We start from the raw sequence: 24419 nt of genomic DNA on the forward strand, positions 1-24419 counted from the left end.
TGGTGGATTTTCTGCACGGTGACCCGGACCAGCCGATTGTGACGGGAAGAACCTATCACGCGAGCAACATCCCGCCGGGGAGCCTGCCGGGGACAAAAACGCAGATGGCATTCCGCTCGAAGACGCACAAGGGCGAGGGGTTTAATGAGCTGCGTTTTGAGGATGCCAAAGGCAGCGAGGAACTTTTTCTACACGCGCAGAGGGACATGAACACCAAAGTCCTTCACGACCGTCGCACCACAGTCGATAACAATCACACCGAACTGGTGAGCGGAAATCAGTCAGTGACGGTGGTAAAAAACCAGAACACCACCATCGTAAAAAATCATACTCACACGGTAGAAAAGCACAAAATTGAATCCGTTTTGCTGACAAGCACTGAAACTGTGGGCGGCATTCGTTCTCTGGCTGTGGCAGGCATGTATGACATCACCGTTGGGGCTGAAATGCTGACAGCTGTGGCGTTCGACCAGACAGAATTCGTTGGCATGAGCAAAAGTGTGGACGTCGTGAACTCACTGAAGGTGAGTGCCGGGGATGTTATCGAACTGATCTGTGGCCAAAGCGCTATCAGGATGAACAAAGATGGCAAAGTGACCATCACTGGCACAGAGTTTGTTTTTTCTGCCAGTGGGCAGGTCAACATCATCGGCAAAGACGTCGACCTGAACTGAGGAGTCGGAAAATGGAATTTCGCAATCTGACGCCTTTTGCCGCCATGCAGTACGCCATGCTGGATGCCAGTGACGAAGAAAAGCATGTTGTCGTCATGAAAGTCGGCTACCAACTTCAGCCTACAGGGCGGGGAGGCTATCAGCTTCGGGTTCGGGACGAGGATGCCGTTCCGCTTTGCTTTGAGGATGAGTTCAGTGACAAAGTAAACGCCTCATCCGTGTTGCAGGAAAGCGATCTCGCGCCTTTTAAGCCCGTTTGTGATGTCATTATTAATGCCACCGCGTGGTCGGCACAGCGTCACCCCTGTGCTGAAATACCGGTCAGCATAGAGATCAAAAACGCAGAAGGCGCATCTTTGCTGACCAGAAAACTGATGGTCGCGGGTAAGCACTATTTTGAGCAACATGTGTTAACCGGTAAATGGTCGCTAAGCCCACCGGAATCCTTTGTCTCTTATCCTCTGCGCTGGGAAGGGGCGTTTGGTGGGGAGAGTCGTCTGGATAAACACGAAAAAATAACGGGTGAAATAGACAGGGCTGCGCTTTTGACAGCGGAACAACAAGCCCGGCATCCACAGGCACCGAATGCGCCACTGGCGCATCAGGCCTGCGCGCATAATCCGTCAGGCCTGGGTTTTATAACGCCATGGTATGCCCGGGCAAAACAGCCAACACGATACCCGGCCCCCCGAATTTTTGATCCGCAACACCCACTCACGGCTGAAGATTTTACGGCACAAATTGCGGGTAATGCAGATCTCAACTCACCTTGTTTTCACCCTGTCGGGCTGGGAACACTCGGGCGGGCGTGGCAACCCCGGCTGGCACTGGCTGGCTCCTATGATGAGGAGTGGCTGGCAACACGCCATCCCTTTCTGCCCGCCGATTTCGATTTCAGTTACTGGAATTGCGCGCCTGCTGAACAGCAAATTCCTTATCCTACGCTGCCGCTGTCAGTAAGCCTGGAAGGGGTCTCGCCCGATGGGCCATTACACTTTTCGATCCCGGAGCATGTCGCGTTTGTTTTACTGCGAATGGAAAAGGGTATCTGGCTGCCGCAACGCATGCAGATAGACACATTGCATATTGATTCAGAGAGGCGGGAAGTGACGGTGTGCTGGCGCTGTCTCATCTCTGCCACTCCCCCGGTTCGTGTGATGGAAGCACGCTTTGAAACCGATCCTCAGAAGCTTCCCGCTTCCATTTATCCGATGTTATTCGCCCCGGCATCCCCGCCAGAAAAGGTTCTCTGACATGGCTGAAAATTACATGGCCCGTAAAAATAGCGAATGGATTGTTGTCAGTCTGACCCCCGATGTCTGCAAAACACCCATCGGACCCGCCACTCCCCCCATTCCTTACCCGGTCATTGCCCGTCTGGGCAGTGCTGTCCAGGACGTTCCCTCAGTAAAAGCCAATGGTTGTCCGGTTGTGGTGATGAATCAGAGCTTTATTCCTTCCACGATTGGGGACCAGCCCGGCGTGGCTAAAGGCGTAAAGAGCGGCACGGTCGGAGGGAAGTGCTATCCGCTGGAGCACAGCACCAGCGTTAAGGCAGGGAAGCGGGCGGTCCTGCGCCATGGCGATACATTCTGGATGAACGGGAAATAATGGTTATGAGTAACGATGTGATTACCGTCAGCACCGGAGCCCCAACGGCGGCTCAGGAAGATGCTTATTACCACTCCATTGCCTCCAGCACGGTGCAGGGCACGAAGGCTGATGATTATGTTTCGGTCATTACCCATTACAACAACGGTGCGCCAGACGAAGTGGACGCATGGACACCCCAGGCGTACGAACAATTTAAACAGGACCATCCCCGGCTGAATTTACCCGAACTGGCAGACGGACCCCGGACGGAGCCCGTGGCGTCAGGGCCGGTCACTACCGGCACCGGTAACACCCTCGGCAAAATCACGCAGATGCCGAAAGCCCGTAATATTGTGGCGAAAGAGGCTAACCCGGCGGTGGTGCCGGAAACCCCGGCAGAGCAGGGCATCTGGTCAGAATTCACCGGCTGGGTGGGGGAAGGCGTGGACGGTATTCCGGATGCCATCGAACACCCGGAGATGGCCGTGCTGGGCGCAGGGAAAAGCCTGTGGAATATGACGCTGGATATTGCCGGGCTTTTTGCCCAGGGGGCAACCCTGCAGGCATCGGGTGACATGATGCAGCAAGCCGCCCTCACCGGTGTCATCGGCCACCCCGGCCAGGCCGCGGAGATGATGCAGATCGCGCAGGCCATGCAGGATAATGTTGCTGATGTGAATTTTGACAGCGCCAGAGCGACGCTGAATACCCCGGCTGAACATACCGGGGATGTGGCTATCCAGCTGGGGATGGGTATCGCAGATGGCGTGGGTCTTGTTAACGGCCTTACCCGTATGTTCAGTAAATTAGCCGCCAGAGAGACGGCCGCCGCCGCGGCAACGGGCATGGCGAAAGGTGCAGGAAAAGACGCGGCGCATGCGGCGGAGCCCGGGGCCACGGTGCTTCCCCGAAAAACAGAGGCTGAGGGTAAAACGGCGGCAGACGAAAACGCCAGTCCGTCCACCTCGGAGAAGAAAGACGGGGATAACGATGTTGATACCGGGACCTGTGCCAGTGACCCGGTGGATGTCGCCAGTGGCGATTTGCTGCAGGTGTTACCGGTGCTTGACCTGCCGGGCACCCTCCCTCTGACGCTGACGCGAGTCTATCGCTCCCGTTCACGACAGCGCGGTCTGTTTGGTGATAAATGGAGCGATAACTGGTCGCAGTCGTTATGGCTTGCGGAAGATGAAATTCACTTCACCAACCACGAAGGCACCCGGCTGAGCTATTACACCCGCGGTGAGGAGGTGGATGCGCTGAATCTGCAGCAGGCCCATTACCGTCTGTACGGCACCCGCCGCGGGGCGCTGTATGTCTTTGACCGCAGAAGCCAGTTGACGCTCTGTTTTGAGTCACAGCCCGGGGCCCGGCGCCGGCTTTCCGGCCTGCATGACGCCGCCGGGAACCGCATAGCGTTTTGCTATGAAGGGGAGCGTCTGGTTCGCCTGACGCACAGTGACGGCTATGACCTCGTGCTGGCGTACCGGCATAACCGGCTGAGCGGCATTACCCGGGTCGAGGGGGGCCAGCATCAGTGGCTGGCAGAGAGTCATTACGATGACCGGGGCCGGCTGGCGGAGTGCCGGACGTTCCAGTTCACCCATCTGTGGCATGAGTACGATGCGCAGGGATACATGCTGCGCTGGCACGATACCGACCAAACCGATGTGCGCTATCGCTATGATGCAGAGGGCCGGGTGACCGCCGTTCACGGTGAAGGCGGCTATTTCTGTGACCGTTTTATCTATGACGCACTCCACCGTCGAACCACGTATATCGACGGCGAAGGCGGTCGTTCGGTTTACGAATACAATCCGGCAGGGCGGGTGACCCGGGTCACCGACCCGCTGGGACGGGTGACGCAGACGCTGTGGGACCATGGCAATAAAGTGCGTGAGACCGACGCGCTGGGGCGCAACACCGACTATCGCTACAACGCTTATGGACAGGTGACGGCGGTCAGTAACGCCGCGGGCGACACGGTGAGGTATGACTACAACGACGCCGGTCAGGTGGTGAAGGTCACGCAGCCCGACGGACAATGCTGGCAGTTTGCGTGGAATGACCAGGGGCGACTGATCAGCCGGACCGACCCGCAGGGGCAGGTGACCATCAGGGACTATAACGCGCAGGGTCAGTGCCTGAGTGAGCATCAGCCCGACGGTGCCGCGTGGCATTATGGCTACAATGCCCGGCATCAGCTGACCACCCTGACCGCCCCGGATAAGGCCGTCACCCGGCTTGAACAGGACCTGTTCGGGCGGGTGCTGCGCGTCACGGACCCGCTGGGGCATCTCACCCGGTATACCCATTCTGAGGCGCATGCCGGCGTGGATGGCAGCCTGACGCAGGTGAGTCTGCCGGACGGCGTAACGCAGCGACCCGGCTACGACGGTGAAAAACGGCGGGCGAGTTTCACCGACGGCGAGGGCAAGACCACCCGCTACCTGTACGGGGCGTTCGACCTGCTGCTGGGGCTGACCCGCCCGGACGGGAAGACGCTGGGCTTTGCGTATGACTCGCTGACGCGGCTGACCCATGTGACCTGCGCGGGCGGGGAAACGTACAGGCTTGAGCGGGATGCGGCCGGGCAGGTTGTCCGTGAGACGGACTTCACCGGACGGAGCGTGCGGTATGAGTACGACGCCGCCGGCCGGCGCACGGGAGCCTGGCATCCCGACAACCGGATTGTCCGCTGGCACTATTCCCTGCGGGATGAGCTGATACGTCAGGAGGTGTGGCAGGGCAGCGATGTGCAGTCCACGCTGCTTGCCGTCACGCAGTACGGGTATGACCGGCAGGGACGGATGATACGGGCGCAGAACGATGATGCACGGGTGGAATTTGAATATGACGAGGCCGGGCGTCAGGTGTGTGAGCGGCTCAACGGGCAGGCGGTGACGCATCAGTGGGATGACCAGGCACCACGCGCCCTGTCCCGGACCTGCGGCGGGCTGACGTCAGGTTACGAATACGATACGGGGGGACGGATAAGCGCCCTGCAGGTGGGGGATTACAGTCCGCTGTCGCTGAGCTACGACGCGGCGGGCCGGGAGCATCTGCGCCAGAGCGGGGCGGGTTTTATTCAGGCGCAGGGGTATACCCCGACGGGGAGGCTGCAGGTGCAGGCGGCAGGCCGGGACTCGGTGCAGTTCAGGCATCTGCTGGGCGGGGACGGGAGTGAGATGACCGGCAGCGTGGTGAACCGGCGCTGGGCGTATGACGGGGCGTATAATGTGCGGTGCATCGAGGATGGGCTGTGGGGCAACGCGCAGTACAGTTACGACCAGAACGACCAGATAACCCGGGCGATGTCGGGCGGGACAGCGTTTCCGGAAGAGCGGTTTGAGTACGACGCAGACCTGAACATCAGTGCGGCCCGGGCGGCGGCGGAACAGTTCAGCCAGCAACAGCAGGCGGGGCGGGTGGTGAGCCGTGGCGCCTGCGAATACCGGTACGACGCCGCCGGACGGCTGACGGAAAAGCGATTGTGCCGGGATGGCTGGCGGCCACAGCGGTGGCGTTACCGGTGGAATGCTCAAAGCCAGCTGAGCGAGTTTATCACCCCGGACGGGGCGCGCTGGCGCTATGCGTATGACCCGTTCGGGCGACGTATCCGCAAGGAAAAGCTGTCGGACAGCCCTCCGGCGACAAGCCCGGTGGGGTGGGAATACCAGTGGAGCGGGGACCAGCTGATAGCGGAGACGCCGCTGTACGCAGACGGCACGGCGGCATATGAGGAGAGCGTCCACTGGCTGTATGCCCCGGGAGGACTTACCCCGCTGGCACGGCAGGCAAAGGGCAGGCTGCATTATGTGGTGAGTGACCACCTGGGGACGCCGCGGGAGCTGCTGACGGAGCAGGGAAAAAGGGCGTGGGCAGGACGGCTGAGTCTCTGGGGCCGGTGCCGGCAGTGGGCGGTGGCGGCGAATGATGCGGACAAGCTGAGCTGTAACCTGCGTTTTGCGGGACAGTATGAGGATGAAGAATCGGGGTTGCACTACAACCGGTTCCGTTACTATGATACGAAGACGGGGCAGTACCTGACGCCGGATCCGATAGGGCTGCAGGGTGGGGTGAATCCTTACGGGTATGTGCATAACCCGTTGAGTTGGGTTGATCCGCTGGGGTTGGCTGGTCGGGATTGTTGTAATAGACAATATATTCTGAATAATATTGATGCCAGCAGAAATGCAAGGGCTTCATCTAATTTTAAAAATTACAATGAATGGCCACCTAATAGAGGTGTTTTAGGTGAATCATCTAGATTTACATTATTACCGGGTACAAGAATTGATAGATATGGTAGTGAATATGGGTCGTTCTTGTCCCCCGAAGGTACTCCATATAGGGCCAGATCATTAAAACCTGGGACTGATGGAAAACCATATAATGTATATGAGGTTACGAAACCAATAACTGTAGACGCAGGGGATGCGACTCCATGGTTTGGCTATGAAGGTGGAGGAACTCAATATGAACTGCCGGATAAGGTTATTGATCTAATAAATAATGGTTCACTTGAAAGGAGATGATTTTGTTATGAAGAAGAATGAATTAAAAGATCTTCTTGAGAAAGAAAAGATATCGAAATCCATCTATTCATTAGATGGAGGGTTACCTAATGAGAAATTATGTTTGGGTTTTGAAAATAACAAATGGATAGTATATTATTCTGAACGAGGGATAAGGACAGGAGTTGTTGAATTCATTACGGAAAATGATGCGTGTGATTATATATATAATCAAATAAAAGCGATAGCTACTGGTAGAGTAAAATAAATTATTCTTAATAATTTACAGAATCAAAGAGTCTGATGGAAATTATGCCGGAATAGATCATAATGATCTTCACGGCATTTATTGACCCTGTAAATAATTCTGTGTAACTAAAACGGGTGTGCTTACACGGAGACCTGAGTAAAGCGATATACAGGCAGATAAACAGCGCTGGAAAAGCACAAAAAAAGTCCCCGGCGATTATGCCGGGGACATGTGTATAGAGACAGCCGATTCTGGAGAGGCCTTCCTCAGGAATTAAACCCGTGAACCCCACAGATCGTACTCATCCGCGTGTTCAACTTTCACGCGCAGTACGTCGCCTGGCTTCACGCGGGTTTCGCCGTTCAGGTATACCGCCCCGTCGATTTCCGGGGCATCGGCCATGCTGCGGCCAATCGCGCCTTCATCATCCACTTCGTCGATAAGTACCATGATTTCGCGGCCCACTTTCTCCTGCAGACGCTCAGCAGAAATCTGCTGTTGCAACTGCATAAAGCGGTTCCAGCGCTCTTCTTTCACCTCTTCCGGAACCTGACCTTCCAGTTCGTTGGCGGTCGCGCCTTCTACCGGGCTGTATTTGAAGCAGCCGACGCGGTCGAGACGCGCTTCTTTCAGGAAGTCGAGCAGCATCTGGAAATCTTCCTCGGTTTCACCCGGGAAGCCGACGATGAAGGTGGAACGCAGGGTCAGTTCAGGGCACATTTCACGCCACTGTTTAATGCGCGCCAGCTGGCGGTCAACGGAACCTGGACGCTTCATCAATTTGAGGATGCGCGGGCTGGCGTGCTGCAGTGGGATATCGAGGTACGGCAGGATTTTGCCTTCCGCCATCAGCGGAATCACGTCGTCAACGTGTGGATACGGGTAAACGTAGTGCAGACGTACCCAGACGCCAAGCTTCGCCAGCTGTTCGCACAGGCCGACCATGCTGGTTTTTACCGGCTCACCGTTATGGAAGCCCATGCGATGTTTCACATCCACGCCGTAGGCGGAGGTGTCCTGAGAAATCACCAGCAGCTCTTTCACGCCCGCATCCACCAGACGCTTGGCTTCAGACAGCACGTCGCCAATCGGACGGCTGTCGAGGTCGCCACGCATCGACGGGATAATGCAGAAGGTGCAGCGATGGTTGCAGCCTTCGGAAATTTTTAAGTACGCGTAATGACGCGGCGTCAGCTTCACGCCCTGTTCCGGCACCAGGCTCAGGAACGGGTTGTGCTGTGGTTTTGGCACGTAGTGATGCACGTGTTCCAGCACCTGCTCGTAGCTGTGTGGACCGGTGATTTCCAGCACCTTTGGATGCACTTCACGGATCTGGTCGACCTTCGCACCGAGACAGCCGGTGACAATCACCTTGCCGTTCTCTTTCAGGGCTTCGCCGATGGCTTCGAGGGATTCCTGCACCGCGCTGTCGATAAAGCCGCAGGTGTTGACGATAACCATATCGGCATTGTCGTAGCTTGGCACCACGTCATAGCCTTCGGTGCGCAGTTCGGTCAGGATACGTTCAGAGTCCACCAGGTTTTTGGGACAGCCCAGAGAGACAAAGCCGATTTTCGGCTGCTGCGTTACATTGCTCATAGCTTAAAAAGTATTCAATTTGGGGAAGGGTCAGGCACGGATTCTACAGAGGTCGGCGGGGAATTTGTACTGCTATCTTTAGCAAACCTTGAGTGACGGGTGAACACGAGCGAATTCATTGTCTGAACTATACTTATCTGAATGCAACTCAAAAATGATTTTTAATTAAATCAAATAGAAAAAGCAGCAGGCGCTTATTTGCTAAAAAATAGACCTCCAACGTTCTGTGCAATTATTCTGCTTGAGGATTTACCATGAAAAAATCTGCAATGATGCTGCTTGCCGTCTGTTCGCTGACCGCCGTATTACCGGCTCAGGCCACTCAGCAGGCAGGCCAGCGCCGCGATGCTCGGGACGTACGCCAGGATACCCGTCAGGATTCCCGTGATGCGAAACAAGAGTGCCGTCAGGGCGTGGTCGGTAATGCCGATTGTCGTCAGGAGCATCGCGAAAATAAACAGAGCGGCCGCGATGCCGCACGCGATATTAAATACTGAGTTCTCCCCCCGCTTATGGGGGGAGACTTTTATAAATGGGTAACCTCGGGTTTACGGTCTTTCACGTTATGGTGACCTTCGCGAAGTTCATCGGCGGCCTCTCGGGTTCGGGCGCGGATTTCATCGCTGTCGGCGCTGTGGCGCAGCAGATGATCGGCATTCTGGACATCGTAGAATTCATGGCCATGGCCACTCGCCAATAGCTGGCCGGAAAAAAGCGCGCACAGCAGTAGCACAACGGATAATCCTTTCTGGAACATTTTTGCACCGTCTGATTGTGGAGACGGAGCGCACTATACCAATAGTTGCAGTAAGTAACTATTCGGTTTCTGAAACAAACCCTCAACAAGTGTTGCTTTATTGTACCGTCAGGTTACACCGCCTCGCGTCAATCAGCAGAAGTTAAAAAAGGGTAAATTATCGGCGAAATATTGACCTGGCGCATTGGTGTGTACAAAAAACAACCATACTATAAAGTTGACCCCGGACGATACAGGAGGAGGATATGAGCACAGAAAAACTGTTCCACAACCTGTTGAATAAAATGGTTAATGCGCAAATTGACCTCGCGGCCTACCTGCAACTCAGGCAAGCTAAAGGCTATATGTCCGTCAGCGACACTGACCATCTGCGTGATAACCTGTTTGAACTGTGCGACGAGCTACGCACACATGCCCCGGCGCTCTCAGCGTCGTTAACACCGGCCCAGAATGCGGCATTCCACGCAGCCACAGAAGCACTGGCTCATGCGGCGGTGTGTCTGATGAGTGGGCATCATGACTGTCCATCATTTATCGCCGTTAACCCGGATGCCCTGCAAGGCTGTCTCGACACCTTATCTTCGTCTATCCAGGTTGTGAATACCTCTGCCCCCTGGGCGCACGCCTGACTTTCGGGGGAGGCAACTCCCCCTCATGGTTAAGTTTTTGTAAACATTCCCCCCGTATCTGGTCCGCTGGCTACCCTTAACGCAATCGGTCAAAAAGGAGCCAGCTATGCACCGTTTCACGCTGAGTTTACTGTTGGGTTCTTCTCTGCTGTTGTCGCCTGCATTGTATGCGGCTGACGTTCGGGTCGACGTGTTGCAGCGTAAGCTCGATCACCCGTGGTCGATGACCTTCCTGCCGGAAAACCAAGGCCTGCTGATTACTCTGCGTGGCGGGCAGCTGCGCCTGTGGAAGCAAGGCAAAGGGCTTTCAGACCCCATTGTCGGTGTGCCACGCGTCTGGGCCAACGGGCAGGGCGGTCTGCTGGATGTGGTGCTGGCCCCGGATTTTGCCCAGTCCCGGCGGGTGTGGCTGAGCTATGCTGAAGCGGGCGATGACGGTAAAGCGGGTACGGCGGTGGGCTATGGCCGCTTGAGCGACGATCACTCGCGGCTGACCGGGTTCCAGGTGGTGTTCCGGCAAATGCCAAAACTCTCTACCGGCAATCATTTTGGTGGGCGGCTGGTGTTCGATGGTAAAGGCTATCTGTACATCGGCCTGGGTGAAAACAACCAGCGCGCCACCGCGCAGGATCTCGACAAGCTTCAGGGCAAAGTGGTGCGACTGACCGATCAGGGTAAAGTCCCGCCGGATAACCCCTTTGTCAATCAGCCAGGCGCGCGGCCGGAAATCTGGTCTTATGGTATCCGCAATCCGCAGGGCATGGCGATGAACCCGTGGAGCGATACACTGTGGCTGAACGAACACGGCCCGCGTGGCGGGGATGAAATCAACATTCCCGAGCGCGGGAAAAACTACGGCTGGCCGCTGGCGACCCACGGCGTGAACTACAGCGGACTGCCGATCCCGGAAGCGAAAGGTCAGAAAGTCGCGGGCACCGAAACGCCGCTCTTCTTCTGGCCGCAGTCGCCTGCGGTCAGCGGCATGGCGTTCTATAACGCCAACACGTTCCCGCAATGGCAGCATAAGTTGTTTGTAGGTGCGTTGAAGACTCAGGAAATTATTGTGCTCAACGTCGATGGCAACAAGGTGACGGAAGAGGGGCGTATTCTGACAGACAGAAAGCAGCGTATTCGTGACGTGCGTGTCGGACCCGACGGCTATCTTTACGCGCTAACCGACGAGTCCGATGGGCAGTTGTTGAAGATAAGCCCGGGGAACTGAAATCAGGTGACCGGGATCATCACTACGCTTTGAAACGCCGGGCGGCGTGACAATTGCTGATACCAGCGCTGTACATTTGAGTGCGGCTGCCAGGTTTTAACCGTTTCCAGCAGGTTATAAATGAACGGGGCCACGGCGATGTCGCCCGGACCAAATTCCTCCCCGGACAGCCACGGGGATTCGGCAAGGGCCGCGTCCAGAATCGCTAACAGCTTCTCGCACTGAACGATACCCGCCTCAATGGCGGCGTAATCGCGCTGTTCCACTGGCGTTCTGACGAGGCCCATCAAGATAACCCGATGCGCCGGGGAGAGTGAGCCGTTGGCCCAGTCCATCCATTTTTCGCCCTGAGCGCGCTTGGCCGGATTGTCCTGCCACAGGCCGTTTTGCCCGTACTGCGCGGCAAGATAACGCACGATGGTATTTGATTCCCAAAGGGTAATCTCGGTGGCATCGTCATGCAGCAGCGGCACCAGACCGTTTGGGTTTTTGGCGAGGTAGTCCGCATCGTGATTCAGGCCAAACTCCAGCCCGGCGAGGATCTGGTTGTACGTCAGGCCCAGCTCTTCCAGCGTCCAGCGTACTTTTTTAACATTTGTTGAATTATTTCTGCCCCAAAGCGTGATCATAATCCTACCTATATTCAGCGCATCAATTAATGAAGCTCTCATGGTGGGTTATATTCAACATTCACACAACCGCGATCAAAAAAATTGTCTCGTTTTCGGCACAACGCGGCGTTCTTGCGTAAACTTTAAAAACTTTACCAACGCATTGTTTCTTTAAGGTCATTTCTACGTTATTACTCACCGCCTGTTGTTGCACGGCGTCGTAGACGTAGCGTGTTTTTTGGAATGGATACTTGGGTGGCTCTTATGACGCGAACAGTTGTTTCTCCCCGCGGCCTGGCGGCAGGCTCCTTGCTTTTACTTCTCGTGGCTCCTGCGCTGCAGGCGGCCGATGCTGTTCAACAACCGGAAGCTCCGCCGGTAGACGCTAAAGCGTGGATCCTGATGGATTACGCCAGCGGCAAGGTGCTGAGCGAAGGCAATGCTGACGACAAACTCGACCCGGCCAGTCTGACTAAAATCATGACCAGCTATGTCGTGGGCCAGGCGATAAAAGCCAATAAAATCAAATTGACCGATATGGTCACCATCGGCAAAGATGCCTGGGCGACCGGTAACCCGGCACTGCGCGGTTCATCGGTGATGTTCCTCAAACCCGGCGATCAGGTATCGGTGGAAAACCTCAATAAAGGGGTGATCATCCAGTCCGGGAACGACGCCTGCATCGCGCTGGCGGATTACGTGGCGGGCAGCCAGGATTCATTCATCAGCCTGATGAACAGCTATTCGCAGAAACTGGGCCTGACCAATACCACGTTCAAAACCGTTCACGGTCTCGACGCGCCGGGGCAGTTCAGTACCGCCCGCGATATGGCCTTGCTGACCAAGGCGATGATCCACGACGTACCGGATGAGTACGCCATTCACAAAGAGAAAGAGTTCACTTTCAACAACATCAAGCAGCCTAACCGCAACCGTCTGTTGTGGAACAATAGCCTGGGTGCGGATGGGGTGAAAACGGGTACCACTGCCGGAGCGGGTTATAACCTGGTCTCTTCGGCGAAGCAGGGCGATATGCGTCTGATTGCGGTCGTGCTCGGCACCAAAACGGACCGAATCCGTTTTAATGAATCCGAAAAACTGCTGACCTGGGGTTTCCGCTTCTATGAAACCGTCACGCCGATCAAACCGGATGCAACGTTTATCGAGCAGCGCGTGTGGTACGGCGACAGCAGCCAGGCCAAGTTGGGGGCAGGGGACGCAGGTTCCATCACCTTACCGCGCGGGCAGTTGAAAAACCTGAAAGCGAGCTACACCCTGAACGATCCGCAGCTGACGGCCCCGCTGACGAAAGGGCAAGTGGTCGGCACTATCGACTTCAAGCTGAACGATAAAACCATCGAACAGCGTCCGCTTATTGTGATGGAAGCGGTCAATGAAGGGGGTTTCTTCAACCGCATGGTCGATTTCGTGCTGATGAAATTCCATCAGTGGTTTGGCAGCTGGTTCTCTTAAGTTGTCGGGACGTGTTAGTCGAATAGCAGCGTGATGCCACGCTGCTTGGCCAGCGCCGTCAGTTCATCATCCGGACGACGGTCGCTGGCAATCACGTTAAAACAGCTCAAATCCCCCATCCTCGCCGGGCGAACCTTGCCGAATTTGGTGTGGTCCACCACCAGGACATGCTGCTGTGCGCTGGTCAATGCCCAGTGTTTTACCGGCAATTCATCGAGATTAAAACAGGTTGCGCCGAGCGTGGCGTGGATCCCTGCCGCGGAATAAAACGCGATATCCGGGCACAGATGGCTCAGGGTATCCTGCGGGCTGAGCGGTTTGAAAATGGCGTTACTGGCGTGAAATTCGCCGCCGCAAAGAATCACGCGGCACAGCGGTTTTTCCTGCAACGAGAGAAAGGTGTTCAGGGAATAACAGATGCCGGTAAACGGCAGTTCGTCGTCAATGGCGTCGATAATCCACGGGGTGGTGGTCCCGCAGTCAAAGAATGCCATCTGGTGAGGTTTCAGCAGTTTTGCCGCATGTTTTGCGGCCTGGCGCTTTTCGTCGACCAGCCGGGTTTTCTGATCGCTCAATAGATAATGACTGGCGCTGCGGGGCTCCAGCACCACATAACCGCCAAGCAGCACCATCGGCCCGCTGTGGCTGTTGAGGTCACGACGAATGGTCATCTCGGAAACGCCCAGCAGCGCCGCCGCTTCTTTCAGATGGAGCTTATCGCTACGTTTCAGAGCCTGAATAAGCTGGCTGATTCGTTCCTCGCGCCGTGTTTCCATAAAACCCCTGTAAGCTGAACATGCCCCCCGCGTCAGGCAGAGGGTCAGGCGACAATTTTACCTGCGCAGCAGGCCTTAGTCACGTATCCAGCCTTTACGAATCGGCAGCGAGAAGCAGAAACGGTACGCGGCCTGCAAACGGCGATAGAGCGCCTCGCCGAAAATGAGCCACAGAACCTGCGCCCCCAAACATCCGCTGAGCCCGGCCAGGAAACCGCCGACCATATCCAGCGGCCAATGCACGCCGAGGTATACGCGTGACCAGGCAATGACGCAGCCGATAATCATCATCAGTACGCCAGACCACAGGCGATGCCAGAACAGGAACGCCAGCGCAAAGGTGAAAATCACCGTGCCGTGGTCGCTTGGGAACGAGTCATCCGCAGAGTGATGCAGGAAGTTATAGCCCACCCCATCGACAAAGGGTCTGTCATGCGGGAACACATGCCCGACAGTCCAGGAGAGTAACAGGCTGATGCCAATCGCCATCGCCAGCTTAATCACCAGTTGGCGCTGGGCGCAGACTTGTCCGCGCGGGCCCCATAGCCACAGCACCACCGCCAACAGAGGCACGATGCTGATCAGATCTTTGGCGAGAAAGATGGCCAACGAAATCATCCACTGCGGCGACGCAGGCGTGGCGTTGATCCAGTAAAACAGCGAGTAATTTAAACTTTCCAGCATACGTTGCGGACTCTTACAGTTAGATGACGGTACTCACCTTAAAAACCGCAGCCGGACCGGTAAAGGGGCATTGTCTTAATTGTCCGGTGGTTACGATTTCTGTTCAGGTAATGTTTACCTTTTAATGCTTTCTGAGCCGCAGTATAGGCCCAGCAACTTAAGCGAATCTTAAACAGGTGAAATTGTGCTGTAACAGAGTGTTTCGCGTACATTTAGCTACCGCCAGGGGGAACCTTTTATTACACTTCACGCGATTTATTCATCTTAAAGAGATTGCATGCACAACCCTTCACTTTCTGGCAAACGCCTTGGTCGTCAGGCGTTACTTTTCCCGCTCTGTCTGGTGCTTTACGAATTCTCTACCTATATCGGCAACGACATGATCCAACCGGGCATGTTGGCGGTGGTAGATCAGTTCAACGCCGGGACCGAATGGGTGCCCACATCGATGACCGCCTATCTGGCTGGCGGCATGTTTTTACAGTGGCTGCTCGGACCGCTGTCGGATCGTATTGGCCGTCGTCCGGTGATGCTCACCGGTGTCGTGTGGTTCATCATCACCTGCCTCGCGACGCTGCTGGCACAGAACATTGAACAATTTACCTTCCTGCGTTTCCTGCAAGGGATAAGCCTGTGCTTCATCGGTGCGGTGGGGTATGCCGCGATTCAGGAGTCGTTTGAGGAGGCGGTGTGTATCAAAATCACCGCGCTGATGGCGAACGTGGCGCTGATTGCGCCGCTGCTCGGCCCGTTGGTGGGTGCGGCTTGGGTACACGTTGCGCCGTGGGAAACGATGTTTGTCCTGTTCGCCGCACTGGCGCTGATTGCCTTCTTTGGCTTGCAACGGGCGATGCCGGAAACGGCGACGCGTCTGGGCGAAAAGCTGTCGTGGAAGGAGCTGGGGCGTGATTACGGCCTGGTGCTGAAAAACCTGCGCTTTGTCGCCGGAGCCCTGGCGACCGGGTTCGTCAGCCTGCCGTTACTGGCGTGGATCGCGCAATCGCCGGTGATTATCATCAGCGGGGAACAGGCCAGCACCTACGAATACGGCATGTTGCAGGTGCCAATTTTTGGTGCGCTGATTATGGGGAACCTGGTGCTCGCCAGGCTGACGTCGCGCCGGGCTATCCGTTGGCTAATCATTGCCGGTGGCTGGCCGATTATGGCCGGGTTGATTCTGGCGGCTGCCGCAACGGTGGTCTCAACCCATGCGTATCTGTGGATGACCGCCGGTCTGAGCCTCTATGCCTTCGGTATTGGCGTGGCCAACGCCGGGCTGGTGCGCTTGACGCTGTTTGCCAGCGACATGAGCAAGGGCACGGTCTCGGCGGCGATGGGGATGTTGCAGATGTTCATCTTCACCGTCGGCATCGAGGTGAGCAAACATGCTTACCAGTTCGGCGGCAACGGCTTGTTCAGCCTGTTCAACCTGGCGAACGGTATTATCTGGCTGGCGCTGATTGTTTACTTCCTTAAAGATAAAACGGTCGGCAGTTCGCAGAGCTAAATGGGTCGTCTGCCCGGCGGCGGTCGTTACGCCTGCCGGGCCAGTTACACCCCGTTAATGAAACGGTGCTTCCCGCTTCAATACTTGATCAATCACCTGCAAAACGCCTTCTTGGTTATTGTGCGGGGCCCGATAACGCGCCGCTTCAATGGCCGCCTCACACGCATTTTGCATCGCAAAGCCAAAACCTGCCTGACGCAACATTTCCAGGTCGTTACCGCTGTCGCCAAATGTCACCACGTCGCTGTCGTGAATACCCCAGCGTTCCTGCAGCAGGCGCAGGCCGTTGGCTTTATGTACGCCAGGGATGATCAGGTCGATATTGCCGTGCCCGGTGGTGACCGCGGTCATCAGATCGCCAACGCCTTCATGCAGCGCTTTTTGCACCTCAGGCACCAGCCGGTCGGGCAGATTCAGGCCGAATTTCAGGAACGTATCGTTCAGATTATCAAAGCTGTCAACCATCTCGAGACGGTGATAGTAAAGCCCCGCCATGGTTTTTAGCTGGTCATCGTAGCGATTCAGGGTATAGGCGCTGCGTTTCCCACAGGCGATGATCTCCACGTCCGGCAGGGTATGAAGAAAATCGACGACCTGACGAAAATGCGCCGCCGGGAGTTCACAGTTGAACACATCTTCTCCAGCATCGCGTACCCAGCCGCCGTTTTCAGCCACAAAGGCTATCTCATCGGCTATTTCTGGAAAGAAAGAGATCAGCTGCCAGTACTGGTTTCCACTGGCCACCACAAAGCGAATGCCTTGCTCCTTCATCTGCTGATACTGCGCGAGAAAACGCGCCCGGTTATAGCGTTTCTCATCGCTGAGAAAGGTGCCATCCATATCTACGGCAATCAGTTTGATACTCATCACGCACGCTCCGTCACAGGTTCAGATTCAGGTTTTGCCACCGCCCGCGCGACCAGCGCTGCGACGATAACCAGCGACAGCACCGCCAACATGGCGCTACGCAGGCCGTAATGTTCCCCGAGGAAGCCGAGCAGCGGCGGGCCCACCAGAAATGCCAGATAGCCGGTGGTGGCGACGACGCTCACGCGGGTCGGGGCATCCGGGCCGGTGTCGCTGGCAGCAGAAATGGTCAGCGGGAAGCCAAGTGATGCACCCAGACCCCATAAAATGACTGAAACACCGGCCACCCAGTCGATGTCGACAAAGATAATCAGCGCGATACCCAGTGCGCCCATGATGGCGCTGGCGCGCACTACGGCGACACGGCTGTAGCGGTCGATAAACCAGCCCCCGGTGAAACGCCCGACGGTCATGCCCAGCGTAAATCCGGCGTAAATCAGCGAGCCGGACGTCGGGCTAAAACCGTGACCGTCAACCATCAGCAGCGGCAACCAATCGTTGGCTGAGCCTTCGGCAAATGCCATCGCCAGCACGACAACGCCAATCAGCATCAGCTGGCCGTCGCGATAAAACGGGACGCCTTTTTCATGATGGGCACTGTTTTCAGCCGAGTTTTGCCCGGTGCCTTCCGGAATAGCTTTGATAGCGATAATGATTGGCGCGATGCCGCACAGGGCCGCAAGCAGAATATGAAGGATAGCGGACAGGCCGAACGCGGTCAGCGCCATGCCGATCCCCGCCCCGACCAGCGTGCCGAGGCTGTAAAAACCGTGCATCATTGGCAGAACGGTTTTATTCATCTCGCGTTCAACCGCCGCACCTTCGACGTTAATCGCCACTTCGGCTGCGCCAAAGCTGCCGCCAAACACCATCAGCCCGAAGGCGAAAAACAACGGCGAGGCGTACCACAGCGCGAGGCTGAGGAGCATCATGCCGAGTACCGCGCACGACATCGTGGTGCGAATGACTTTGCGGGTGCCAAACCGTTTGACTAGCCACGCAGAACAGAGAATGCCGCTCATCGACCCAATTGACAGGCCAAATAGCACGATGCCCATTCCGGCGGTGTTCACGGAGAGAATGTCGCGAATTGCGGGTGTACGCGTGGCCCAGGACGCCATTAATAAGCCTGGCAAAAAGAAGAACATAAACAGCGCCCACATGCGTAACTGCAGGGCCCTGCGTGAAGAAAGCGACGTCATCCGTAAACTGCCTGTAGAAAAAGAGGGAGAGACAACACTAGCAAGCTTGTGTACATTTGTACACAAACCGTAAGAGGAAAAAGTATGGCCCGCAGACCCAACGATCCGCAGCGCCGGGAGAGGATCCTGCAGGCGACGCTGGACACCATCGCACGCCACGGCATTCAGGCCGTGACGCACCGCAAAATCGCCACCTGTGCCGACGTACCTTTGGGCTCGATGACCTATTATTTCAGCGGGATAGACGCGCTGTTAGAGGAAGCTTTCACCGGTTTCACCGATGAAATGCTGGTGCAATATAAGGCGTTTTTTGCCGAGGTTACGTCCGCGACGCAGGCCTGCGATGCCATCACCCAACTGATTTTCAGCGCCCAGGTGACCACCACCCGCAACATGGAACTGATGTATCAGCTCTACGCATTTATAGGCTGCAAACCGGCGCTAAAAAACGTGATGCAGAACTGGATGCAGCGAAGCCAGCAGGTGCTTCAGCAATGGTTCGATCCGGCCACGGCCCGTGCGCTGGATGCCTTCATCGAAGGGATGACGCTGCATTTCGTGACCGATCGCGCGCCGCTGGGTAAAGCGGAAATCCGTCAGATGGTCGGCAGGATTGCGGCACTCTAAGCGATTACCAGGTCGTTGCCCCGGCGAGTTGGGCTATCTTGCGACATACTGATCGCTTAACCCGACGTAAGGAGTGATCGTATGACTGCAGAGATAACCGGTGGGATTGATATAGCGCTGAAAGTGCCGACGCACCAATATCAACAGACACTCGATTTTTACCGCAACACGATTGGGCTGGAGGAGATAACGGATAAGGCTCCAGCGACCGGCTTTATCCTCGGGCCAAACCGATTGTGGATTGATGAAGCCCCCACCATGAGTCAGGCCGAGCTTTGGCTGGAACTGTTTACGCCTGACTTTACAGCGACAGCTGAACAACTGGCACAGCAGGGCGTGACCCGCTGCGATAGCGTCGAGCCGCTTCCGGAAGGATTCAAAGGGGGATGGATTATGAGCCCATGCAACATTGTGCATATGCTAAGAGAACCAGAAGCCTGGTGAGTGGCTTCTGGTTTTGACATCGTGAATCAGAGGGTGCCGGTGCCGCCGTCGGAGCACCACACCTGGCCCGATGCATACGAGCAGGCATCCGACGCCAGCGTGACGTACAGCGGGGCTATCTCCACGGGCTGACCAGGACGTCCCAACGGTGCGTTTTTACCAAACTCGCGAACCTTTTCCTGCGGCTGACCGCCACTCGGCTGAAGCACGGTCCAGTATGGCCCGGGGGCGACGGCATTCACCCGAATATTTTTCGGACCGAGCTGTTTCGCCAGTGCTTTGGTAAATACCGCCAGGCAGGCTTTGGTTTGCGCATAATCCAGCAGGATGGCACTCGGCTGATACGCCTGAACTGAGGACGTGTTAATAATCGACGCCCCAGATTTCAGGTGCGGCAGCGCCGCCTTGGTTATCCAGAAGGGGGCATAGACATTGGTTTTAAAGGTCGCATCAAACGCCTCGGTGGTCAGTTCTTCGAGGGTCTCACAATATTGCTGACGACCCGCATTGTTCACCAGAATATCCAGCCCGCCCAGGGCGCTTACCGCTTCATCAACCAGCGATCTGCAAAATGCTTCATCGCGGATATCACCGGGTAGCGCAACGGCGTTTTTCCCTTCGGCCTTAATCAGGGCAATAACGTCTGCCGCATCTTCCTCTTCTTCAGGTAGATAGTTAATGGCGACATCAGCGCCTTCACGGGCGAACGCAATGGCGACTGCCCGGCCAATACCAGAGTCCCCGCCGGTAATCAGGGCCTTCTTGCCCGCCAGCCTGCCGGTGCCGACATAACTGGTTTCGCCATGATCCGGTGCCGGGGACATTTCAGATGCGAGGCCCGGTGCTTCCTGGGGTTGCTCGTCAAACGGGGGAGTTGGGAACTGGCTTGATTGATCTGAATGATGGCTCATGGCACCTCCTTAAAACGTAAAACTTCAGCTTAGACGCTCATGTTTCGTTTTATGGACAGAGAGGGGGATTTCGGAGGAGTCTCAGTAGGGGGAAATGATGCTGACGAATTTCAGGCAACAAAAAACCCATCAACCTTGAACCGAAGAGCGGCGGGGTTGATGGGCTCCACAAAATGGGGACATCAAAGAAAAGCAGTGGCACTAATTATGACTACCGCCCATTCAAAAAGTTCGGCAGTTCACAGTTTTTTTTTCTGCTTATTGCATTCTTCAGATTTATCCCAAGCCCGGCCAGATGACGATAATCAGCGTACCCGCCAGGGTTAACAACACGTTAGCGATGGCGTAGGTGCCTGCGTATCCCAGGGCCGGAATGTTACTGCGAGCGGTATCGCTGATGATTTCCATCGCCGGTGCACAGGTGCGGGCTCCCATCATTGCGCCGAACAGCATCGCGCGGTTCATACGCAGCACGTAGGCACCAAACAGGAAGCAGATAACCACCGGCACCAGACTGACCATCAGGCCCGCGACCAGCATCTGACCACCAATAGCGCCGAGGCCATTGCCGATACCGCTACCCGCGCTTAAGCCGACACCTGCCATAAACACCATCAGGCCGAACTCTTTCACCATATTCAGCGCACCTTGTGGGATGTAGCCGAAGGTCGGGTGGTTGGCACGTAAGAAGCCCAGCATGATCCCGGCGAACAGCAGGCCTGCCGCGTTACCGATGGCAAAGCTGAAGGAGCTGAACTGGAAGGTGATCATGCCGATCATCAGGCCGACAATAAAGAAGGCGCAGAAGGCCAGCAGGTCGGTAACCTGGCTGTGAATCGAGATAAAGCCGATGCGGTCGGCGATGGTTTTCACCCGGCGCGCGTCACCGCTGACCTGCAAAACGTCGCCTTTGTTGAGCACAATGCTGTCGTCAATCGGCATTTCAATCTGGCTGCGGATCACGCGGTTCAGGAAGCAACCGTGATCGGTCAACTTAATTTGTGCCAGACGACGACCAACGACGTTGTGGTTCTTGACCACCACTTCTTCGGTGACGATACGCATGTCGAGCAGATCGCGGTCGAACACTTCTTTGCCGTTACGGAAGCTTGGGTCGAGGCGGGCATGTGCATCGGGATAGCCGACGAGAGCTATTTCATCGCCCATTTGCAGTACCGCGTCGCCGTCCGGGTTCGCCAGAATGCCGTTGCGCCGAATACGTTCGATGTAGCAGCCGGTCTGGCGATAAATGCCGAGCTCGCGCAGATTTTTGCCGTCGGCCCACGCCACCAGTTCCGGGCCAACGCGATAGGCGCGGATGACCGGGAGATACACTTTGCGGTTGGAATCGGTGTCCAGCCCGCGCTCGCGGGCGATTTGCTGGGCGCTGGTTTGCAAATCCTGATGCTGAAACTTCGGCAGATAGCGTGCGCCGAGGATCAGGCTGACCAGACCAATCAGATAGGTGAGGGCGTAACCGAGGCTCAGGTGATCGAGCGCAGTGGCCAGTTCCGGGCCAGCCATACCTGAATGACGCAGCGTGTCACCCGCGCCGACCAGTACTGGCGTGGAGGTCATCGCCCCGGCCAGCATCCCGGCGGTAAGACCGATATCCCAGCCAAACAGTTTTCCGAGACCTAAGGCCATGACCAGCGCAGAGCCGACCATCACCAGCGCCAGCATCAGATAATTCTTACCATCGCGAAAAAATATGGAAAAAAAGTTAGGTCCGGCTTCCACGCCGACGCAGAAAATAAACAGCATAAAGCCCAGATTCAGGGCGTCAGTGTTAATACTGAAATGCTGCTGGCCTAATAACAGAGAGACCACTAAAACGCCAATGGAATTACCGAGTTGGATAGATCCTAAGCGCAATTTGCCCAGACACAGGCCCAGCGCCAGTACTACAAATAATAACAGGATGTAATTCCCATTTAACAAGTCTGCGACGTTTATATTCACGGAAGCTAACTTCTTGTTTACGAGTAAGTTGTTGAAAGGAATGGTTTTTTGGGCTAAGGTTTTTCCTGGTCAGACAGAAAAAATCAACCATACGGCAGCCTGTTTTTCACCATCAAATAAAGGCCGTTAGTTTAATCGTTCCTGATAGCGGCGGCTAGTAACAATCGTTTGTTCTTATGTAGGCATCACGGCAAGGAGTGCCGGAAAACTTTATCCAACGAGGCTGAGTTGAAGTTTGATAGAGACATATCAGGAGGAATTTTGAGATCTGAACGGGGTTGGGCGGGCGTTATCTGCTGTTTTGTCCTCTTTATTGTGGTGTGCCTTTATCTGTTAGTGAATATGAAAGGTGCATACCGTGCGTCCGGTCATCAGGAGCTGGGCCTGCTGTTCTTTGTTATCCCTGGAGCCGTGGCAAGTTTTCTCTCATCACGACAGCGGATTTTATTGCCGCTCGTTGGGGCAATGATGGCTGCACCGGTTTGTCTGGTATTGATGCGTGTGTGGCTTTTCTCGAACCGATCGTTCTGGCAGGAATTGGCGTGGTTGTGCAGTGCGGTGTTCTGGTGTGCGCTGGGCGCGCTGTGCTTTTTGTTTGTCAGCGGGTTGGTTGCAAGAATACGTGGGCGCGATTAACGCCCACGCCGTTCATTACGCGTACAGACCCAGGTTCTCTTTCGCCCAGGCTTCAAAATCAGTGAAACCACCGATATGAGTCTGGTCGACAAAAATCTGCGGTACGGTTTCAACCGGCTTACCCACGGTCTGCTCGAGGTCAGCTTTGCTGATCCCTTCTGCGTGAATATCGATGTAACGATAGTTAAAATCATCACGCTCGGTGGTCAGTTTTTCTGCCAGCTCTTTAGCGCGAACACAGTAAGGGCAACCCGGACGACCAAAAATTACGGTAAACATCGTTTTCTCTCCTGAAACTGAGCCTGTCGGCGAATGGAGCCTATAATGCCCGCTCTGCCGTCGCGTTGAAAGAAGGTTGTACCTTTTGTTCCGATACCCAGGGGTTATACAGAAGACTTGTTTCGCCAAACACAGTTGCTATCCTCCCCGTTATACTCGATTACCGGAGACTGACTATGCGCTCACTGGGCTCTTTGCCGAAAAGCGTGTTGATCCTCGAGGCCCTCGGCATGGTGCTGCTGGTGCTGGCATGGCTTTCGCTCAAACAATACGTCGCCTTGCCTGCACCGTTCGCAAGCCCTGTCGCCGGGGTAATCATGATATTTGTGGGCATCCTGTTGATGATCCCCGCCGCGGTTGCGCTGTTCCGCGGCATGGCACAGACCATTGCCCCACAGCTAATGCAACGTAACGATAAACCGAATTTGCCTGACCAGGAAAAACGTAATGACGCCGACCATTGATCTGCTGCTAAGCCACCGCTCTATTCGCCATTTCACCGACGAACCCATTTCTCAGGCGCAGCGCGAGGCGATTATCGCCAGCGCTCAGGCGGCAGCCAGCTCCAGCTTTTTACAATGCAGCTCGATTGTGCGCGTCACCGACCCACAGATGCGCGAACAGCTGGTGACCCTGACCGGTGGGCAGGCGCATGTCGCGCAGGCCGCTGAGTTCTGGGTATTCTGTGCAGACTTTAACCGCCATCTGCAAATTTGCCCGGATGCCCAGCTGGGCCGCGCAGAACAGCTGCTGCTCGGTGCGGTAGACACCGCGCTGATGGGCCAGAACGCGATGATTGCTGCGGAATCACTCGGTCTCGGCGGGGTGTATATCGGCGGGATCCGCAACAGCATTGAAGCGGTGACCGAGTTGCTGCACCTGCCTAAACACGTCCTGCCGTTGTTCGGCCTGTGTCTCGGCTGGCCTTCAGACGATCCGGGTGTGAAGCCGCGCCTGCCTGCCAGCATCGTGGTACATGAAAATCACTATCAGCCGGTGGATAAAGCCGAACTGGCGCGCTATGACCAGCAGATCGCCGACTATTATCTTTCGCGGGACAGCAACGCCCGGGTTGACACCTGGAGCGACCATATTCGTCGCACTATCGTGAAAGAAACACGTCCGTTTATTCTCGACTATTTGCATAAACAGGGCTGGGCTATCCGTTAATGCGCGAAGCTATCCGCTAATTTCGCCGA

At 55.8% G+C, this 24419-nt stretch carries 25 protein-coding genes; 15 read left to right on the forward strand and 10 right to left on the reverse strand.

Annotated elements, in window-relative coordinates:
* From ACG0Z5_RS09845 to ACG0Z5_RS09865, 5 genes are all read left to right on the forward strand, one after another.
* A partial coding sequence (locus tag ACG0Z5_RS09845; RefSeq protein WP_405050561.1) for a bacteriophage T4 gp5 trimerisation domain-containing protein occupies positions 1-674 on the forward strand: 674 nt, incomplete at its 5' end.
* 56 nt (positions 675-730) lie between these two features.
* Positions 731-1927: a DUF2169 domain-containing protein gene (locus ACG0Z5_RS09850; protein ID WP_394446841.1), complete on the forward strand. Its 1197-nt coding sequence runs from the start codon at positions 731-733 to the stop codon at positions 1925-1927.
* 1 nt (position 1928) lies between these two features.
* On the forward strand, positions 1929-2285 hold the full coding sequence (locus ACG0Z5_RS09855; RefSeq protein ID WP_394446843.1) for a DUF4150 domain-containing protein: 357 nt from the start codon (positions 1929-1931) through the stop codon (positions 2283-2285).
* 5 nt (positions 2286-2290) lie between these two features.
* A complete protein-coding gene (locus ACG0Z5_RS09860) occupies positions 2291-6805 on the forward strand; it encodes a glycohydrolase toxin TNT-related protein (protein WP_394446845.1) in 4515 nt (1504 codons plus the stop codon).
* Between the two features lie 7 nt (positions 6806-6812).
* A complete protein-coding gene (locus ACG0Z5_RS09865) occupies positions 6813-7052 on the forward strand; it encodes a hypothetical protein (RefSeq protein ID WP_394446847.1) in 240 nt (79 codons plus the stop codon).
* A gap of 255 nt (positions 7053-7307) precedes the next feature.
* Here the strand turns inward: ACG0Z5_RS09865 and rimO are convergent, their stop codons facing one another.
* The gene (gene rimO / locus ACG0Z5_RS09870) at positions 7308-8633 is read right to left on the reverse strand and encodes a 30S ribosomal protein S12 methylthiotransferase RimO (protein ID WP_394446849.1); all 1326 of its coding nucleotides are present in this window, start codon (positions 8631-8633) and stop codon (positions 7308-7310) included.
* Positions 8634-8887: 254 nt separating this feature from the next.
* Here rimO and ACG0Z5_RS09875 point away from each other — a divergent pair, with 254 nt between their 5' ends.
* Positions 8888-9130, forward strand: coding sequence for a hypothetical protein (locus ACG0Z5_RS09875; protein WP_394446851.1), 243 nt, complete (start codon positions 8888-8890; stop codon positions 9128-9130).
* 29 nt (positions 9131-9159) lie between these two features.
* Here the strand turns inward: ACG0Z5_RS09875 and ACG0Z5_RS09880 are convergent, their stop codons facing one another.
* Positions 9160-9390: a DUF2554 family protein gene (locus ACG0Z5_RS09880; protein ID WP_394446853.1), complete on the reverse strand. Its 231-nt coding sequence runs from the start codon at positions 9388-9390 to the stop codon at positions 9160-9162.
* 245 nt (positions 9391-9635) lie between these two features.
* Here ACG0Z5_RS09880 and ACG0Z5_RS09885 point away from each other — a divergent pair, with 245 nt between their 5' ends.
* The gene (locus tag ACG0Z5_RS09885; protein WP_394446855.1) at positions 9636-10019 is read left to right on the forward strand and encodes a biofilm formation regulator BssR; all 384 of its coding nucleotides are present in this window, start codon (positions 9636-9638) and stop codon (positions 10017-10019) included.
* Positions 10020-10125: 106 nt separating this feature from the next.
* Positions 10126-11241 (forward strand): PQQ-dependent sugar dehydrogenase, encoded by a 1116-nt coding sequence (locus tag ACG0Z5_RS09890; RefSeq protein WP_394446857.1) that lies wholly within the window; start codon positions 10126-10128, stop codon positions 11239-11241.
* Positions 11242-11243: 2 nt separating this feature from the next.
* Here the strand turns inward: ACG0Z5_RS09890 and ACG0Z5_RS09895 are convergent, their stop codons facing one another.
* A complete protein-coding gene (locus ACG0Z5_RS09895; protein ID WP_394446859.1) occupies positions 11244-11870 on the reverse strand; it encodes a glutathione S-transferase family protein in 627 nt (208 codons plus the stop codon).
* Between the two features lie 246 nt (positions 11871-12116).
* Between ACG0Z5_RS09895 and dacC the strand changes: the two genes are divergently transcribed.
* Positions 12117-13325 carry a serine-type D-Ala-D-Ala carboxypeptidase gene (dacC, locus tag ACG0Z5_RS09900; RefSeq protein WP_394446861.1) on the forward strand — a complete coding sequence of 403 codons (1209 nt, stop codon included), beginning with the start codon at positions 12117-12119 and terminating at the stop codon, positions 13323-13325.
* 14 nt (positions 13326-13339) lie between these two features.
* On the opposite strand, the gene deoR is transcribed toward dacC, so the two are convergent.
* The gene (gene deoR, locus ACG0Z5_RS09905; protein ID WP_394446863.1) at positions 13340-14101 is read right to left on the reverse strand and encodes a DNA-binding transcriptional repressor DeoR; all 762 of its coding nucleotides are present in this window, start codon (positions 14099-14101) and stop codon (positions 13340-13342) included.
* A gap of 75 nt (positions 14102-14176) precedes the next feature.
* Positions 14177-14785, reverse strand: a complete 609-nt coding sequence (ybjG, locus tag ACG0Z5_RS09910) for an undecaprenyl-diphosphate phosphatase (RefSeq protein ID WP_394446865.1) — start codon at positions 14783-14785, stop codon at positions 14177-14179.
* Positions 14786-15062: 277 nt separating this feature from the next.
* Between ybjG and ACG0Z5_RS09915 the strand changes: the two genes are divergently transcribed.
* A complete protein-coding gene (locus ACG0Z5_RS09915; protein ID WP_319787206.1) occupies positions 15063-16292 on the forward strand; it encodes an MFS transporter in 1230 nt (409 codons plus the stop codon).
* Between the two features lie 54 nt (positions 16293-16346).
* On the opposite strand, the gene ACG0Z5_RS09920 is transcribed toward ACG0Z5_RS09915, so the two are convergent.
* Together ACG0Z5_RS09920 and ACG0Z5_RS09925 are read right to left on the reverse strand one after the other, a co-directional pair.
* The gene (locus ACG0Z5_RS09920; RefSeq protein ID WP_394446867.1) at positions 16347-17159 is read right to left on the reverse strand and encodes a Cof-type HAD-IIB family hydrolase; all 813 of its coding nucleotides are present in this window, start codon (positions 17157-17159) and stop codon (positions 16347-16349) included.
* A complete protein-coding gene (locus ACG0Z5_RS09925) occupies positions 17159-18361 on the reverse strand; it encodes an MFS transporter (RefSeq protein ID WP_394446870.1) in 1203 nt (400 codons plus the stop codon). Before ACG0Z5_RS09925 ends, ACG0Z5_RS09920 begins: the two co-directional genes overlap by 1 nt.
* A gap of 84 nt (positions 18362-18445) precedes the next feature.
* On the opposite strand from ACG0Z5_RS09925, the gene ACG0Z5_RS09930 reads away from it, so the two are divergent.
* Both ACG0Z5_RS09930 and ACG0Z5_RS09935 read left to right on the forward strand, forming a co-directional pair.
* Entirely contained in the window at positions 18446-18988 is a 543-nt protein-coding gene (locus ACG0Z5_RS09930; protein ID WP_394446872.1) for a TetR/AcrR family transcriptional regulator, read from the forward strand.
* Positions 18989-19069: 81 nt separating this feature from the next.
* Entirely contained in the window at positions 19070-19432 is a 363-nt protein-coding gene (locus ACG0Z5_RS09935; protein WP_394446874.1) for a hypothetical protein, read from the forward strand.
* Positions 19433-19458: 26 nt separating this feature from the next.
* On the opposite strand, the gene ACG0Z5_RS09940 is transcribed toward ACG0Z5_RS09935, so the two are convergent.
* Both ACG0Z5_RS09940 and ACG0Z5_RS09945 read right to left on the reverse strand, forming a co-directional pair.
* Complete coding sequence (locus tag ACG0Z5_RS09940; RefSeq protein WP_394446876.1) at positions 19459-20343, reverse strand: SDR family oxidoreductase; 885 nt, start codon at positions 20341-20343, stop codon at positions 19459-19461.
* Between the two features lie 276 nt (positions 20344-20619).
* On the reverse strand, positions 20620-22305 hold the full coding sequence (locus ACG0Z5_RS09945; protein ID WP_394446878.1) for an aspartate:alanine antiporter: 1686 nt from the start codon (positions 22303-22305) through the stop codon (positions 20620-20622).
* Between the two features lie 261 nt (positions 22306-22566).
* Here ACG0Z5_RS09945 and ACG0Z5_RS09950 point away from each other — a divergent pair, with 261 nt between their 5' ends.
* A complete protein-coding gene (locus ACG0Z5_RS09950; protein ID WP_394446880.1) occupies positions 22567-22941 on the forward strand; it encodes an inner membrane protein YbjM in 375 nt (124 codons plus the stop codon).
* 15 nt (positions 22942-22956) lie between these two features.
* On the opposite strand, the gene ACG0Z5_RS09955 is transcribed toward ACG0Z5_RS09950, so the two are convergent.
* Positions 22957-23220: a GrxA family glutaredoxin gene (locus tag ACG0Z5_RS09955; RefSeq protein WP_319629771.1), complete on the reverse strand. Its 264-nt coding sequence runs from the start codon at positions 23218-23220 to the stop codon at positions 22957-22959.
* 176 nt (positions 23221-23396) lie between these two features.
* On the opposite strand from ACG0Z5_RS09955, the gene ACG0Z5_RS09960 reads away from it, so the two are divergent.
* Together ACG0Z5_RS09960 and nfsA are read left to right on the forward strand one after the other, a co-directional pair.
* Positions 23397-23684 (forward strand): YbjC family protein, encoded by a 288-nt coding sequence (locus ACG0Z5_RS09960; protein ID WP_394446883.1) that lies wholly within the window; start codon positions 23397-23399, stop codon positions 23682-23684.
* A complete protein-coding gene (nfsA, locus tag ACG0Z5_RS09965; protein ID WP_394446885.1) occupies positions 23668-24390 on the forward strand; it encodes an oxygen-insensitive NADPH nitroreductase in 723 nt (240 codons plus the stop codon). Before ACG0Z5_RS09960 ends, nfsA begins: the two co-directional genes overlap by 17 nt.
* Positions 24391-24419: the final 29 nt, after the last annotated feature.

This window comes from Scandinavium sp. M-37, assembly GCF_043558715.1.
GTDB classification, from domain to species: domain Bacteria; phylum Pseudomonadota; class Gammaproteobacteria; order Enterobacterales; family Enterobacteriaceae; genus Scandinavium; species Scandinavium vulneris_A.